General features: G+C 36.4%; 13 protein-coding genes. All 13 read right to left on the bottom strand.

From position 1 onward, the window contains the following. Window positions 1–4: 4 nt before the first annotated feature. Window positions 5–925: an ABC transporter permease gene (locus AAGU76_RS19120; protein ID WP_342487125.1), complete on the bottom strand. Its 921-nt coding sequence runs from the start codon at window positions 923–925 to the stop codon at window positions 5–7. 59 nt (window positions 926–984) lie between these two features. Then, on the bottom strand, window positions 985–2,643 hold the full coding sequence (locus tag AAGU76_RS19115) for an ABC transporter substrate-binding protein (RefSeq protein ID WP_342487124.1): 1,659 nt from the start codon (window positions 2,641–2,643) through the stop codon (window positions 985–987). Window positions 2,644–2,963: 320 nt separating this feature from the next. Further along, entirely contained in the window at window positions 2,964–4,262 is a 1,299-nt protein-coding gene (locus AAGU76_RS19110) for an acetyl-CoA hydrolase/transferase C-terminal domain-containing protein (protein ID WP_342487139.1), read from the bottom strand. A gap of 293 nt (window positions 4,263–4,555) precedes the next feature. Further along, window positions 4,556–4,834 carry a NifU family protein gene (locus tag AAGU76_RS19105; protein WP_342487123.1) on the bottom strand — a complete coding sequence of 93 codons (279 nt, stop codon included), beginning with the start codon at window positions 4,832–4,834 and terminating at the stop codon, window positions 4,556–4,558. Window positions 4,835–4,885: 51 nt separating this feature from the next. Continuing rightward, window positions 4,886–6,337, bottom strand: a complete 1,452-nt coding sequence (locus tag AAGU76_RS19100) for a 4-hydroxyphenylacetate 3-hydroxylase family protein (protein WP_342487122.1) — start codon at window positions 6,335–6,337, stop codon at window positions 4,886–4,888. 236 nt (window positions 6,338–6,573) lie between these two features. Then, complete coding sequence (locus AAGU76_RS19095; RefSeq protein WP_342487121.1) at window positions 6,574–7,875, bottom strand: TRAP transporter large permease; 1,302 nt, start codon at window positions 7,873–7,875, stop codon at window positions 6,574–6,576. Beyond that, on the bottom strand, window positions 7,872–8,414 hold the full coding sequence (locus AAGU76_RS19090) for a TRAP transporter small permease (protein ID WP_342487120.1): 543 nt from the start codon (window positions 8,412–8,414) through the stop codon (window positions 7,872–7,874). Before AAGU76_RS19090 ends, AAGU76_RS19095 begins: the two co-directional genes overlap by 4 nt. A 106-nt stretch (window positions 8,415–8,520) precedes the next feature. Then, the gene (locus tag AAGU76_RS19085) at window positions 8,521–9,603 is read right to left on the bottom strand and encodes a TRAP transporter substrate-binding protein (protein WP_342487119.1); all 1,083 of its coding nucleotides are present in this window, start codon (window positions 9,601–9,603) and stop codon (window positions 8,521–8,523) included. 379 nt (window positions 9,604–9,982) lie between these two features. Next, entirely contained in the window at window positions 9,983–11,704 is a 1,722-nt protein-coding gene (gene lpdA, locus AAGU76_RS19080) for a dihydrolipoyl dehydrogenase (RefSeq protein ID WP_342487118.1), read from the bottom strand. A gap of 15 nt (window positions 11,705–11,719) precedes the next feature. Further along, on the bottom strand, window positions 11,720–13,102 hold the full coding sequence (locus AAGU76_RS19075; RefSeq protein ID WP_342487117.1) for a 2-oxo acid dehydrogenase subunit E2: 1,383 nt from the start codon (window positions 13,100–13,102) through the stop codon (window positions 11,720–11,722). 12 nt (window positions 13,103–13,114) lie between these two features. Next, window positions 13,115–14,089 (bottom strand): alpha-ketoacid dehydrogenase subunit beta, encoded by a 975-nt coding sequence (locus tag AAGU76_RS19070; RefSeq protein ID WP_342487116.1) that lies wholly within the window; start codon window positions 14,087–14,089, stop codon window positions 13,115–13,117. Window positions 14,090–14,104: 15 nt separating this feature from the next. Beyond that, window positions 14,105–15,085, bottom strand: a complete 981-nt coding sequence (locus tag AAGU76_RS19065) for a thiamine pyrophosphate-dependent dehydrogenase E1 component subunit alpha (protein ID WP_342487115.1) — start codon at window positions 15,083–15,085, stop codon at window positions 14,105–14,107. A 200-nt stretch (window positions 15,086–15,285) separates the two neighbouring features. Further along, window positions 15,286–16,401, bottom strand: a complete 1,116-nt coding sequence (locus AAGU76_RS19060; RefSeq protein ID WP_342487114.1) for a 4-hydroxybutyrate dehydrogenase — start codon at window positions 16,399–16,401, stop codon at window positions 15,286–15,288. Window positions 16,402–16,407 lie beyond the last annotated feature (6 nt).

Below are 16,407 nucleotides of genomic sequence, written 5' to 3'. Positions count from 1 at the left end.
CTCTTTATTCCACTCTGATTCTAGGGTCAACTATTGAATACAGCATGTCGGCGCATATGTTCCCCAATATTATCAGGGCTGTGGCAAAAACCACGGATCCCTGCAAAAGAGGCATGTCCCTTCCCTGAATGGCATTCACCGAGAGTCTTCCTATTCCTGGAATTCCGAATATAGACTCCGTTATGACAGATCCTGAAAGCAGGCTAGCTATCTGTATTGCCATGATTGTAATAACGGGAAGCAGTGAATTTTTAAGCGCATGGCCTACAACAACACTTGTCTCCTTCAGGCCTTTTGCTCTGGCTGTCCTGATGTAATCATTTTTCATGGTTTCAAGAAGATTTGACCTTGTCAGTCTCGCAATTGTGCCTGCTGAATTCCATCCGAGAACAAGTGCAGGCATTATCAGCTGTTTCCAGTTTTCAAAACCGGAAACCGGAAGCCACCCCAATCTGTATGAAAATATGTACTGTCCCAGCAATCCGATAAAAAAAACCGGCATGGACACTCCGAACAAAGCAAATCCCATGAACAGCTGGTCTGTTATGGTGCTTTGCTTCACGGCTGATATGATTCCGATTGGTATTCCTATTATCCATGATATAATGGCAGCTGTGGTGGCTAATTTGATGGTAACCGGAAAGGCCTGTACAATCAAATCCGTTACCGGCCTGCTAAGTTTGTAGGAAACGCCGAAATTTCCTCTCAGCGCATCGCCGAGAAACCTGAAAAACCTTATAATGGCTGGATCGTCCAGATGCATTGTCTTCCTTAAATTTTCTATTACATCCGGCTTGACATGTTCCCTCATCATGACTGTAATGGGGTCTCCTGGAACAACATTAAGCATCATGAAAGTTATAAACATTACTCCGATTAAAACAGGTACAGCTATTATTATTCTTTTTAAAAAATATTTAGCCATGATACCTCCTTGAATTTAGTATTGGGAGTTTATCAGATTCTGATAAACTCCCGGAACTGCTAGTTTTCAATCACAACGTCGTAGAATGACATATCTGACCAGCCGTTCCATGCTATGTGGAATTCCTTTACTCTGTCGCTCACTATGAATATCTTGTTCATCTGGAACATTGGAAGTATGGCCGCATCTTCCTGTATTATCATTTCATCCATATCCTGGTAGTATTTCAACCTTGCATCTGGATCAACCATTGTCCTTGCCTCGTCAAGTCCTGCAAAAACCTCCGGATTGTTGTAGCATGTTGATCTTACAACCGCATTCTTTTCGGAGAAGAACGTGTAGTAGAAGTTGTCCGGGTCGTTGTAGTCAGCCCACCATGAGCTTCTGTAAACAGGGATTTCGCCGGCCTTTCTCATGGCGTAGTATGTAGCTTCGTCCACCTGTGTAATTTTTGCATTCACACCTATCTGAGACAGCATTGATTGCACAACCTCGTTCATTTCCAGTGTTGTGGCGCTGCCTGAAACCTGAATTATCTCCATGTCAAAACCGTTCGGATAGCCTGCCTCTGCAAGAAGTTCCTTTGCCTTTTCAGGATTGTATTCTATTGTTTTTGCATCCGCTTTGTGTCCAAGCACCGATTCAGGCAGGAATGTATTCAGCACCTTACCTTCTCCGTCATACATGGATTCAAGGATTGTCTGCCTGTCTATGGCCATTTGCAGCGCTTGTCTGACTTTGACATTGTTGTAAGGTTCTATGCTGTTGTTAAATGCATAGAAGTACAACCCGGCTTCCGGTGCGCTTACTATGTTGTCCTGATAATCCGGATTTGACTTGAAATAAGGAATCTGTGTTCTGGCTTCGGAAGTGTTAAATACATCAAGTTCGCCGCTTTCAAACATCATTCTCTGAGTTTCGGCATCAGGAATTATTTTTACGGTGTAGCCGTCAATCTGAGGGGCTCCCTTGAAATAGTCCTTGTTGGCAGAAAGAACAACCTCCTGGTTCACGGACCACTTCTCAACCTTGAAAGGTCCGGTTCCCACGGTTACAGAAACGTCAATGCCGAATTGGTCTCCCGCTGCTTCTGTTGCTTCCCTATTCAGGATTGAGCATCCCGGAGTTGCAATGTTAGCTAAAAATGGCGCAAAGGGCTCTTCAAGGGTTATTTCCAAGGTATTGTCGTCAACAGCCTTTACTCCTTCTACATGTTCTGCTTTGCCTTCAAAAACTTCTGTGGCGCCTTTAATCATGTCAAAGAAGTCTGTGTTCATGGCAGCTGTGTTTGGATTCATCATCCTGTCTATTGTAAATACCACGTCATCTGCAGTGAACGGTTCTCCGTTGTGAAACTTTACGTTCTTTGCAAGATGGAATGTGTAAACGAGACCATCTTCCGAAACATCCCAGCTTTCTGCAAGTCCCGGCACAAGTTCAGGTTTTCCGTCCACCGTTACGGCTTCAACGAGCCTGTCGTAAATATTCAAAGGCTCCCTGTAATATTCTGATGTTTTTTGGGGATCCAGCGTTGCAGGGTTGTCTGACGATGCAATCCTGAGAATCTTGTCTGCTGGTGCCGGTTCTGCTGCCGCAGCAGGCTGCTCCGCTGTCTTGTTTTCCGACGGTGCTGCCGTCTTGGCGCTTGAGCAGGATGTCAGAACCGGAAGCATCATCACCGCTGCTGCCAATAAAATCGCTATTTTTTTTCTAATCACTTTTTCTTCCTCCGTAATATAATTTATTTTTTGTTAAAAAAAGGCGCTGCAGGTACAACCTACAGCGCCTTTGCTGAATCATTTTCATGTATTATAGCTCTATAATTTTTGCTTGTCAATCATAAAATATAAAAATATTTCAATATACTAAAATCAACCTGAAGTTCCAATTGTAAAAAGCCCTTGCTATTGCAAGGGCCTTCAATGCCTCTTATATTTCTGCCCTTTTTATTCTTTGCCTTTGTGCATTTATTGAAATTTTAATTCAATCTATGCAAAGTCTTACAATATTTAAAAAATGTGTCTTTTGTGATTCTACTTTAACATTTTATCTTGAACCTTTTTTCATATTCTTTCTTTAATCCTTCTCTGAAGTCAGGATGTGCAATCCGAATCAATTCTGCTGCTCTTTCTTTTAGTGTTTTTCCTTTAAGATGTGCTATCCCATACTCCGTAACAATATAATCTACATCATTCCTTGAAGTTGTTACTGCAGCGCCCTCATCGAGAATAGGAACTATTTTTGAAACTGTTCCATTTGCTGTTGTTGATGGCATTGCCATTATAGACCTACCATTTTTTGCCATTGTAACACCTCTAACAAAATCAACCTGTCCGCCTACTCCGCTTATTTGCTTAAGCCCTATGCTTTCAGAACATACCTGTCCCATCAAATCCACTTGCACGCACGAGTTAATAGAAACCATATTATCGTTTTTCATAATGACAATTGGATTATTCACATAGTTAACTGGATACATTTCCACCATTGGATTGTTGTTTACAAAATCATATAGCTTCTTAGTTCCCATTAAAAATGCAACAACCATCTTTCCTGGATGTAGCGTCTTCTTTTTGTTAGTAATAACACCTTCTTCCACTAGTTCCACAACTCCATCTGAAAACATCTCGGAATGTATTCCCAAATCCTTCTTATTTTTTAGAAACAGAAGAACTGCATCTGGAATAGCACCGATTCCAAGTTGCAATGTATCACCATCTGAAACTAAAGAAGCACAGTACTCACCAATTGCTTTTTCAACTTCACCAATTTTTGGAGGACCTAATTCAATTATAGGTGCTGAATATTCTACAAAGCAGTCAATTTCAGAAACATGAAGAAATGTATCCCCCATTGTCCTAGGCATATTTTTATTAACTTGTGCAATTACCATATTTGCTGACTCAGCAGCAGATTTCGTATAGTCTATTGAAACACCAAGACTACAATACCCATGCTCATCGGGAGGAGTCACCTGAATTAATGCAACGTCTATAGGAAGTGATGATTTGAATAGTTCAGGTAGCTCGTAAAAAAAACTTGGTGTATAGTCACCTCTTCCTCCATTTACAGCTTCACGTGTGCATCCTCCAACAAAGATGGCATTGTGCCTAAAGTGTTTTTCCATACCAGGTTGAACGTACTCACCCTTTCCCATTGCTACCATGTGCACAATTTCAACATTTTCATATTGGTCTTTATTTTCAACCATTTTTCCAACTAAATATGATGGTTCTCCAACTGCATGTCCTATTACAACTCGGTCATTAGATTTTATTTTTTTAACAGCTTCTTCCGCTGTTAAAAGTCTTTCATTGTATATTTCTTTCCAACTCAATAAATCTTTCCTCCTCACCGTAATTTTAGTTGATGGTATTACATCTCTAAACTTCAAGTAATCATTTTCAGAGTTTATAAATAATTTTTTAACGCCTTTAAAAGGTTCGTGTTCAGAGCACGCTCTGGTGCATCCGTTTATTACTGCCACAATATCATAGAAAATGTTATCCTTTGCATTTTCATATATTGCTTCCTTGTGCTCACTTATAAGTTTCTCAACTAGTTTTTTTCTGTCATAGCCGGGATTGCATCCGCCGCAATACTTTATTCCAATTTTCATAAATAACCCTATTATAATTTCGTATTCAGTATTTTACTGGCAAAAGCTAATAATTCGTCACTGACACCTTCAATCAATACAATTTTTTCAACTTCCGGAACATGTTTTTTAACTTCTATTTCAATAACATCTCCAACTGTAAATCTTGCTGATGGGCAGCTGCTACATTGACCTTCCAGCTTAACATTAAGAACACCATCTTTAAAATCCAATACTTTTACATTTCCATAGTGTTCTGATAATTTAGGTCTTACATATTCATCAAGCACATGTTCTATCTTTTCAATCATCTAAGCTCCATTGTGTTTACCCGGAACCCCTAAGAGTTCCGGGTTCGAAAATTATTCTGTAATTTTTGCTATTGCTTTAGCTAACTCTTTCTTTCCGTTAATATTTCCCTGTCTAGCTATCATGATTCTTTGAGCCTGTGGTGAGCCTGCACCATGCATAGATTCTGTTCTATAGCCAACTGCAGCTGTGCCTAATGTCAGGTTTTCAATTAATCTTAAAATTCTTAATCTGTTTTCAACAGAAACTGCATTTACACCCTTCAGGTATTTTTCTACATAAGGTCCAACTACCGGATCTTTTAAATCCTTTTCAGAAGGAGCAGTTACCATTAAGCCGCCTGCAATATCTTCAGCCAGTCTTGCAATTTCATATGGGAATCTGGTCACATTTTGCTTACATACATTTGCCAAAAGTAAATCTATTATATAATTTCCTGATTCTGTCCTAGAACCTTCTGCTGAGCAAGCTATACCACTGCTATACAATGTTTCATTCAAATGTGTCATTTCAATCAATTTATCTTTAACGTGAGATGCTTTTTGTGCTCCGTTGTAATCAGCTGCCAAAGCTGCTGCTCCTATAAGAACGTCACCAACTCCAACCTTGCATCCGCCGTAGCTTTGTCTGTGGTATCCTGCAAATCTTTCAACAAGCATTCCAGCAAATTCAGTTTCTCCATTCAGGAATATTCTGTCATCGGGAACAAACACATCATTAAATACTACCAAAGCTTCAACGCCGCCAAACTGACTGTTTCCTACATCTAACTGTGAGCCTTCCAGTTTTCTTGTATCGCATGACTGTCTGCCTATTATCATCAATATACCTTCAGCATCAACAGGAACAGCAAATGATATTGCATAATCCTTATCTTCAGGAGACAATGCAATTGTAGGCATTACTATTACTTCCTGTGAGTTACAGATACCTGTTTGGTGAGCTTTTGCTCCTCTTACTACTACACCGTCTGGTCTTCTTTCTACTACTCTCAGATACAAATCAGGATCAGCCTGTTTGCTTGGAGATAGTGCTCTGTCTCCCTTAGGGTCAGTCATGGCTCCATCAACTGTCATATCATTTTCCTGAACAAACTTCATATAATTAACGAAATTCTCATGATATTTAGTTCCATGTGCCTTATCAATTTCATAAGTTGTACTGAATTCTGCATTAAAAGCATCCATTCCTACGCATCTCTGGAAACAGGAAGCAGTTTTTTGTCCCAGTAAACGCTGCATTTTAACCTTTTTGATCAAATCTTCCGTACTTTGATGGATGTGGCAGAAGCGATTGATTTTTTCTCCTGTAATAGATGATTTTACTGTCATTAAATCTTCATATTCAGGCATTTGTGCCAAATCATAGGTTGCCTTTACAGAGTTCAGAGATGGTCTGAGTATTGGGTTGTCAACGGGATTCTCAATCTTTTCTCCAAACATGAAAATTTGCATATTCATCTTTCTAATACTTTCGATAAACTGTTCACCAGTCATTAATGCCATTATATATTCCTCCTAATATTTTAACTTAATATAAAGCTATTTTTTATTTTACTAAAAACCAAGTATTCTTCATAATATCAATTAATACTTTCGTATAATTCTCCAAATATATTTAACTGATTTAGAATTTCAACATGATAGGATTGTGTTACCTACCCAAATTATTCATATTTATGAACACCGATGATTGTTCCCATGTTCTGTCATTCATTATTCAATACTTTATATATTACCAATCACCTAACAAGTAGGTTGGGTAATGTGGTTACAATACCCGGAATATAAGTTATTAACATTAAGACAATAAGCATTACAGATAAAGGAGCTATTAAACTTTTGAACATACGCTCCATTGGAACATTTCCAATTCTTGCAGCTATAAACAAATTTACTCCAACAGGCGGCGTACATAACCCTATCGTGAGATTAACGACCATTATTAGCCCAAAATGCAATGGATCAACACCTAATTGGAGCATCGTCGGTAATAATACTGGTGCCAAAATAATAATCGCAGCATATGTTTCCATAAACATTCCTACAACTAGTAAAAATAAATTAATTATTAGAAGAATAACGTACTTATTGTCAGAAATACCAATTAAAAATTCAGCAATCTGAACTGGCACTCTTTCCAAAGTAAGTAATCTTCCGAGTGCTGTTGCACAGCTTACTAGTAGCATAATAGTACCGGCTGTCAATGCAGTTTTTTTCATAATTTTAGGAATATCTCCTATTCTATATTCCTTATATATAAACAACCCAGCAAACATTGCAAAAACACAAGCTACGACTGCAGCTTCAGTTGGAGTAAATAACCCACTGTAAATACCGCCAAGGATAATTATGGGAACCATAAATGCCCATATTGCATCTTTAAACGCACCCTTTAGAGTTAACGTTTCTGGATTTTCTTTATCTGTAGCTTCAATATTCTCGCTTCCATAACCATCTCTCTTGGCAATATAATGAACTAGTAAAATAAGACCGATGGTTATTAGTAAACCTGGAACAATACCGCCAATAAATAGTTTAGTAATTGATACTTGGCATATAACTCCATAAAGAATCATAGCCACACTTGGCGGAATTATAGGTCCTAAGCCCCCTGCAACCGCTGCTAAAGCACATGCAAAACCCTTATCATACTTTTCTTTTATCATCTCAGGTATTGTAATTCCTCCTATACAAGCAACTGTAGCTGTTCCAGACCCTGCAACTGCTGCAAAAACAGCACTTGCAACGACTGTTACTGCACCTAATGATCCTGCAAAGGAAGCAAGTGATATTCTAAAAAACTTTATTAGTCTTGAAGAAATCCCCCCTTGCATCATTAAATCACCTGCTAAAATAAAAAATGGAATTGCAATCAAAGGAAAAGAATCTAGTGATGTAAAATAAACATTTGCTATCATTGCCATTGGAGTATTTGTTAATAATAAACAATATGATACACTCGCTACACCAATACTTATCATAATTGGAACATGAAAAAACAATAATGCCAAAAATATAATTATCATCCACAATCCACTCATTTTTTATTAACTCCTCCTGTCTTTGCCTCTTGAATAGCAGCATCCGCTTCATCTACAAGTACTAACAACTCCGGATTTCTAATCAATTTAACTTCCAATTGAATCAAACGAATTGCCATTAAAAAATGACTTAATGGAATAATCGAAGAAAAAAGCGCCATTGATACACCGGTTCCCATAGATACTGTTCCTGCTTTATTTAAGCCTATCAGCCAGTGAGTGCTGAAGTAGGTAACAGCAATACAGTATATAAAGAAAATTACATTACTTAATAACTGAATAAAATTTCTGACCTTCTTCGGCCATACATTTAAAAACAAGTCTATTTTTATATGGGCATTATGAATAATAGCATAGACTGCAGCTAAATAAGCAAACCATATTAATGAATATCTTGATAACTCATCTATCCAAGCATATGAATATCCAAATAAATATCTTACTATTACTTGAAAAAATAGTGTTACTAACATAAAAATCATTATTATTACACATATTGTACTTTCAATTTCATTGTACCATTTGTTTTTATTATTCAAGATCTAACACTCCTTTTAACTATTAGCTTTCATTTTCAATCATAGCCATACATCATTTCTGATGAACAGCTATGATTGATTAAATTGAATTAAGTGCTAAGATATTTTAGTTTAATATAGTTGCTTTATCCTTTCCAAGAAGTGTTATTACCTCATCTAATACGCCTTCGCCTGGGATGTTATAGTTCGTTTCCCACATTTGTTTAACAGCTGCCTTGAATGGAGCCAATTCTTCTTCCGTATATTCTTTAACTTCTACTCCCTCAACAGTTTGAAGTGTATTAATTACTTCTGAATCTGCCTTTTGTTCAAGTTCACGTGCATATGCAACATATTCATCCATACATTCATCAAATATTGTCCTTAAGTCCTCAGGTAAAGAATCTAACCATTCTTTGTTAACTATAGGAATATGGAAGTGTGCTGTAGCTCTCACAATTGAAAGATGATCAATGACTTCACAAAATCTATCAGTTTGATAAAGCGATGTAGCGGTTAACATTCCATCAACTGTCCCTTGCTGTGCTGCTGTGTATAATTCTCCATATGCAACAACTGTAGGACTTGCACCAAAACTACTAACAAGACCCATCTGCATATCGGTTGACATTGTTCTGATCTTCATACCTTTTAGATCAGCAGGTGTATTTATTGGACCGCCTTTTGTTCCAATACTCAGCCACCCTTTAACTAATCCGTCATAAACAACAACGCCTGCTTCCTTTTCCAATGTCTTTGACCACTCTGCAGCTAAATCGCTGTCAAGTACTTTGTAAATTTCTTCCCAACTTTCAAATAAGTAAGGGAATTCAAATACTTTATATTGAGGAATATTTGCCATTGCACCTAAAGTGTGTGTTGGCACGGCTACACATTGAACAGTATTCTGGCGCACTATTTCTCCAAGTTCAGTATCGCTTCCAGCCATTGATTTGTCGCCATAAATAGTAACGTCAATCCTACCTCCTGACTTTTCTTCAAGAATTTTTTCTAAGTATGTGAAAGCATCTGCACCTGCACTGCCTTTACTTTGTAAATGAGCAATACTAAACTTATAAGAGTCTTCTACTTCTACTGCCTTTTTAGAATCAGTGGTACTTTCTGTGGTACTTGCTTTGCTGTTACTTCCGCAACCTGTAAGTCCAAGTATTAGTGACAGAATTGCGAATAATAATAAAGTTTTTTTCATAGCACTTTCTCCTTTAATAATTTGATTTTAGATTAATATTAATTTAGCTCCATATATATGATACTAGACTAATATCCCTTTAATATGGTATTTTGCAAATTTTATGCCATGACGTTAAGTATCTGTTACTTAATGTCTGATTTATAAAGCAAGTCTTTATACTCCTTAACTACAGCTAATCACAATCTATTAGATCTAACATTATTTATCAACCATTTAATCATGTGTCATATAATTATCTTTACAATTGTGCCATTTTGTGATATTTATGACACAGTGTGTCACAGTATTTAATTCAGCTGCATAATCACTAAAACTCATATATGATTATATATATCATCAACTAAAAACATCTAAATATTATGAAGCTACTGATGAATTACATGAAATGGATTGCCTTGTCTACAGCTGAATGAAAAGCTTCTTGTATCGCTTCAGATATTGTTGGATGAGGATGGATGCTGCTAATCAATTCTTCGGCTGTTGCTTCTAGATTCATTGCTGCCACAGCTTCAGAAATCATGTCTGTTGCATGTAAACAAAACATATGCACTCCTAATATTTCGCCTAATTTGCCATCAACAATTACTTTGATAATTCCTTCTTCTTCACCTGAAACCTTAGCTTTACCGTTTGCCACCATCGGGAATTTACCAATCTTTATATTTTTATACTTTTCTGCAGCTTGTTCTTCTGTAAGTCCAACGCATGCAATTTCAGGCTGAATAAATATAGCACTCGGTATTCTGCTGTAATTCATTTCTTTATTATGGCCACAAATATTTTCAACTGCTATTATACCTTCCATTGATGCAGTATGTGCTAACATTGCTTTACCGTTAACATCACCTATTGCGTAAATGTTTGGAACACTTGTTTCTAACTTTAAATTTGTTTCTATTGAACCCTTTACTGTTTTAACGCCTGCAGCTTCAAGATTTAATCCATCAGTATTTGCACTTCTTCCTACCGCCATTAGAACAGTGCCTGCAGAAATTTCTTTTACATTTCCCTCCTTATCGAACAATATTGAAGAATCTTTGATTTCCATTACTTTACTGCTTGTATAAATTGTTATTCCTGCTTTAGTCAATAACCTTGTCAATTTGTCAGTTATTTCTCTATCAACCATTGGCAATATTCTGTCTAAAAATTCCACAACAGTTACCTTTGTTCCAATGCTGTTTAGAAAACAGGCTAATTCTATTCCTATTACACCTCCACCAATTATTATTATATCCTCTGGAATATAATCCAGATTCAATACTTCTTTGCTGGTTAACACATTAGCTTTTTCACTTACTTTAATTGGAAGCAATTTTACATTTGAGCCGGATGCAATTATTATCTTTTCAGCTGTATATTTTTTATCACCAACTGCAACTGTATTTTTATCAACAAAACTTCCCATACCTTTAACAGTAGTGACCTTGTTGCCTCTAAGAAGTCCTTCTACACCGCTTACTAATTGTTTTACAATTTGTGATTTTCTCTTCTGGACTATTTTCATATCAAGCTTTGCATCTGCTGTTTCAACATTAACTACACCGAATTTTGAGCTTTCTTTAACCTCTTTTAGAGCCTCTGCGCTTCTCAGTAATGCTTTCGTTGGAATACAGCCTTCGTTCAGGCAAACTCCGCCATAGTGTTCTTTTTCTATTAAACAAGTCCTTTTGCCCATTTGTGCAGCTTTAATTGCAGCTACATAACCACCTGGGCCTCCTCCGATAACTAATACATCAAAATCATAAGATGAAGAAACTTTGTTTGTTTCTAAATTATTTCCTATAACTCCTGATACAGGTTCTTCATGTTTCCCAAGTTTATTAAGACACTCTGCAATTTGAGCTTCTATGTTTTCATCTTTACCTGCTATTATAGCTATTGGCAAAGTTACATCTATGACATCGCCTTCTTCGATGAATTTTTTCTTGAATATTCCGTCAGATGTTGCCTCGATATCTATGTTTGTTTTGTCTGTTTCAACTGCGAAAACCGGCTCACCTTTTGTAACTTCATCACCTTCATTCTTGTACCAACTTACAAGTTTTCCGACTGACATATTAAAACCAAGTTTAGGCATTATTATTATTTCTGCCATTCTATTACTCCTTATTTATAACAATAAACTTAATGGATTCTCCAATAACCTTTTTATTTCACCCACAAATTGAGCAGCCAACATTCCGTCAATAATTCTGTGGTCAGCCGATAATGTAATGTTCATCATTGGTCTTATTACCATTTCTCTGTTTCCATTTTCACCGACTTCAACAACTACTTCATCCTTAGTTGAACTTACTGCCAATATTGCTGCCTCTGGTGGATTTATTATTGCCGTGAAATTCTCTATTCCAACCATACCTAAGTTTGATATAGTAAAAGTACCTCCAGTATATTCATCCGGTATCAACTTGCCGTTTCTTGCCTTTTCAACTAACACTCCTGAAGCCTTCGAAATTTCAATTACATCCATTTTTTCCGCATTCTTTACCACAGGAACTATTAAACCATTAGGTGCAGCTACAGCAATACCTACATTTACAGTCTTATATTTAATAATCTTTTGTCCTTTTAAAGCTGCATTTACGTCAGAATATTTCTGCAATGCTTTTACAGCCGCCTTAACTATATAATCCGTTACTGATGTCTTGCTTTCTATAACGATATTTATATCTTTTCTTAAATCTAATAATTTCTGCAAATTAATCTTTTGTGTAAAGAATACATGCGGTGATGTTACAAAGCTTTGTGATAATCTGTCTCCGATAATTTTTCTTACACCTGTGTATTCTGATATTTCTAAAACTTCTTTCCCGTTAATGAAAGTTTCATCACTTGCAGCTGTTTCCTGTATGTCTTCCCTTTTTATTAGAGCTTCAACATCTTTCTTAAGTATCTTCCCGTTTATACCTGAGCCTAATGCATCTTTAATGTCAATATTTTCAACTTCAGCTAATTTTTTTGCTAAAGGTGTTACTTTTACTTTATTATTAGCTAAGTAATCAAGTAAATCTTTTTCAGAAATTCCACCTTTATAACCAGTTCCAACTATATTAAGTTCTGTTATGTCTACTCCCTTTTCTGCTGCCATTCTTCTGGCTCTTGGTGTTATCTTAATTTTTCCATCCACAGATGTTATAGAAACAGCTTCCTGCTTTACTGCTGCTAATGTCTGTGCCTTTGCTTCTTCATTTGATTCTGCCCCCTTATTACCTAACTGGGCTAAACAATCATTAATTATTTCATCTATATTTTCATTTTTATCGGCAATTATAGCTATAGGAAGTGTAACATTTACACTCTCTCCTTCTTCGATAAATTTTTTTCTGAAAAAGCCATCTTGTGTTGCTTCTATATCTATACTTGTTTTATCAGTCTCTACAGCAAAAACCGGATCCCCTTTTTTTACCTGGTCTCCTTCATTCATGTACCAACTAACAAGTTTTCCAACAGACATATTAAAGCCAAGTTTTGGCATTATAATAATTTCTGCCATTTAGTCATCTCCTTACTTTAACATTTCTCTTATTTTTTCCACTATCTTATCTCTTGACGGTATAATCGGGAATTCTAATGCAGGGCTGAATGGAAGTGGTACGTTAGGTGTTGATACTCTTCCTATAGGAGCATCCAAGTAATAAAATACTTCATCAATTATTTCTCCGGATATTCCTGATGCTACCCCACAGAAATCATGGCTATCATCTGCAACTATCAATTTCCCGGTTTTCTTAACTGATTCAATAATAGTTTCCCTATCTAACGGAACTATTGTTCTTAAATCTATTACCTCTACTGATATACCTTCTTTTTCCAAGATTTCCGCTGCCTCTTGTGACCTAATAACTAAAGCTGATGTTGCTGAAATTGTTATATCCGTACCTTTTCTTACTATATTGGCCTTACCAAATGGAATTGGTTCGACTTCATCATCTATCATGAATTTTTTGTTATATTCCATTTTGTGTTCAAGAACAAGAACCGGATTGTTATCTCTTATAGCTGTCTTTAGCAAACCCTTAGCTTCCTGTGCTGTTGATGGCATTGCAACTATAAAACCTGGAAAATGAGCTACTAAAGCTTGCATGCTTTGTGAGTGCTGCGCTGCTGATGACCTTCCCGCGCCGATTGGAGTTCGAATTACCATTGGGACTGTAACTTGTCCACCGGACATATATCTGATTTTTGCAGCCTGATTAATAACTTGATCTGCACATACCAATAAAAAATCAGAAAACATCAATTCTACTACTGGTCTTAAGCCTGTTATTGCCATTCCAACTGCCATACCAACAAAACCTTGTTCTGAGATTGGTGTATCTTTTACTCGCATTTCTCCATATTTATCCAACAGCCCTACTGACGTCTTAAAGTTTCCTCCAATAAAACCAACGTCTTCCCCTAGTGTAAGGACGCTGTAATCCCTTTGCATTTCTTCGTCGAGCGCTTCACATATTGCTTGTGCATACGTAATTTCCTTCATAATTTTTACCTCCAATTATGCATATATATCAGTAAAAGCTTCGCTTACATCTGGATATGGACTTTCAGCTGCGAATTTTACTGCTTCCTGAATTTCTGTTTCAACTGTATTTTCTATTTCTGCAATCTCATTTTTAGTTAAAACATTCTCCTTAACTAATGTTTCCTTTAAACTAGCGACAGGACATTTGCTCATCCACTCTTCCTTTTCATTGGGATTTCTTCTCGCTCTATAAACAGCGGGATCTCCTACGTGGTGCCCTTGCCATCTGTATGTCTTACATTCCAGTAGTGTAGGACCTTCACCTTTTCTTGCTCTTTCAACAGCTTCCTTCGCGACTTCATAAACTGCTACAACATCCATACCATCAACAACAACGCCTGGTATTCCATAGCCATGTGCTCTATCTGCTAAATTTGTTACATTTGTTACATCTCTAGTATCTACTGATATGCCATAAAGGTTGTTTTCTAGTACATAAATAACTGGCAAGTCCCATGCTGATGCCATATTTATGCTTTCATGAAAGGTACCTTCATTTGAAGCGCCATCACCAAAGAAAGATACAGCTACCTGGTCAGTTCCTCTATATTTGGCAGAATATGCAGCTCCAGTTGCTATAGGAATTTCTCCGCCAACTATGCCATTCGCACCGAGAATACCTTTATCAAGTGCCATAATATGCATTGAACCCCCTTTTCCTTTTGAGTAACCTGTTGCTTTTCCTAATATTTCCGCCATCATTTTTTTTATATCAGCTCCTCTTGCCACAAGATGACCATGACCTCTATGTGTTGATCCAATATAGTCATCTTCTTTAAGTGCTGAGCAAATGCCTGTTGCTACAGCTTCCTCCCCCATGTATAAATGAGCTAATCCAGCCATCATTCCCTTTTTATAAAATTCGAAAATTTCTTCTTCAAATCTTCTCATTTTATACATAGTTGTATAAAAATCAATCAGTTGTTCTTTTTTGTAGCCTTTTATACTTTTCATATTTTCCTCCTTATAAAATTGAAATAATATTAATTAAACTTCGGTATATTCAAAATAAAACTTGGTCTTAATAGTTCATATCAACGCGTTTTATATACGAGTTTAATTAATTTAAAAACATTATGAATTATTAGAGATAGTCACATGTGCCAGTATTGTCGTTATAGCTTTTAGCCATCTATCTGTAAAACAACCAAAATTTAGTATAACTTTGAATATATGTTAATTAGATCATGTTCAGAAAAAGGCACATAATTGTTTTTTAGTAATCTTTGCTGTGTTTCTAAAACGTTTTTTGCAAAGGACTCAATTTCTTCATGTTTCATTCCATATTCTTTTAATGGCTTTAATGCTAATAAGTTATTCAATAGTTGTCCCAAGTCTTCAAAAGCTTCATTTTCAGTCGTTCCTATAACATTGGCGATCAATTTCTTTATTTCTTGAATCTTTCCGTTAGGTTGCTTCTTTTCATAGTATTTGAATACTTCAATGAAAAATTGATAGTTAGCTTCTCCATGTGGAACATGATAAACTCCGCCCAGCGGGTATGACATAGCATGTACAGCACCCACACCTGTATTCCCAAAAGCTATACCTGCATAATTACTTGCTACCAAAAAATCTTCAATTATTGTTCTAAAGTGTTCCTGACCCTTTTCTATAACTTCCATATATCCCTTAAGTATAATTTCCATTGCTTTTACGCTAAACAACTCCGTATAGCTGCATGTTTTGGGAGATAAAAATGATTCAGCCGCATGAATTAATGCATCTACAGAACTGGTTACAAAAACTTTATACGGCAATTTAAGCAGCAACTCGGGTATTAGCACGGTAAAATCTGCTGATAGCTCATCCCCTGCTAAGCCCATCTTTGTATTTTTCTTTGTTACCAGTGCTATTGATATATTCGTTACTTCACTTCCTGTACCGCATGTTGTAGGTATTATTACTAGTTTTTTTTCTTTGATTATGGGAACTTCTCTTAAATATAACTGTTCAGATCTTTCAGCTTGTCTTAATGCAAATAATTTAGCAATATCCAATATGCTACCACCGCCTATAGCAATGACTCTGTCATAATCAATTTTTCTAGTGTCAGCTAGGATCTTATCAATCATCTCATCTGTCGGTTCTCCTAATGCATAATGTTCCGGAAAAACAACATTAAATTTTTCTTTCCGGTCTTTCAAGTACGTACTAAAAATCGGATCAATTGTTAAAATCAAATCCTTTTCGCCCACATTAAATTCATTGTAAAATTCATCAAATGTGTTTGATTTGTGTATTTCTGGTTTAATTAATAATTGCTTCATGCTTCT

It is taken from the genome of Sedimentibacter sp., assembly GCF_038562225.1.
In the GTDB taxonomy this organism is placed as follows: Bacteria; Bacillota; Clostridia; order Tissierellales; family Sedimentibacteraceae; genus Sedimentibacter.
Note: the sequence above shows the minus strand (reverse complement) of the source record. Positions and strands in the feature narration are given on the sequence as shown.

What these genes read in the sequence shown, in the direction of transcription:
- AAGU76_RS19120 (WP_342487125.1), bottom strand. Translation starts at nt 925, where the DNA reads ATGGCTAAATATTTTTTAAAAAGAATAATAATAGCTGTACCTGTTTTA.
- AAGU76_RS19105 (WP_342487123.1), bottom strand. Translation starts at nt 4,834, where the DNA reads ATGATTGAAAAGATAGAACATGTGCTTGATGAATATGTAAGACCTAAA.
- AAGU76_RS19100 (WP_342487122.1), bottom strand. Translation starts at nt 6,337, where the DNA reads ATGGCATTAATGACTGGTGAACAGTTTATCGAAAGTATTAGAAAGATG.
- AAGU76_RS19095 (WP_342487121.1), bottom strand. Translation starts at nt 7,875, where the DNA reads ATGAGTGGATTGTGGATGATAATTATATTTTTGGCATTATTGTTTTTT.
- AAGU76_RS19085 (WP_342487119.1), bottom strand. Translation starts at nt 9,603, where the DNA reads ATGAAAAAAACTTTATTATTATTCGCAATTCTGTCACTAATACTTGGA.
- lpdA (WP_342487118.1), bottom strand. Translation starts at nt 11,704, where the DNA reads ATGGCAGAAATAATAATAATGCCTAAACTTGGTTTTAATATGTCAGTC.
- AAGU76_RS19075 (WP_342487117.1), bottom strand. Translation starts at nt 13,102, where the DNA reads ATGGCAGAAATTATTATAATGCCAAAACTTGGCTTTAATATGTCTGTT.
- AAGU76_RS19070 (WP_342487116.1), bottom strand. Translation starts at nt 14,089, where the DNA reads ATGAAGGAAATTACGTATGCACAAGCAATATGTGAAGCGCTCGACGAA.
- AAGU76_RS19065 (WP_342487115.1), bottom strand. Translation starts at nt 15,085, where the DNA reads ATGAAAAGTATAAAAGGCTACAAAAAAGAACAACTGATTGATTTTTAT.
- AAGU76_RS19060 (WP_342487114.1), bottom strand. Translation starts at nt 16,401, where the DNA reads ATGAAGCAATTATTAATTAAACCAGAAATACACAAATCAAACACATTT.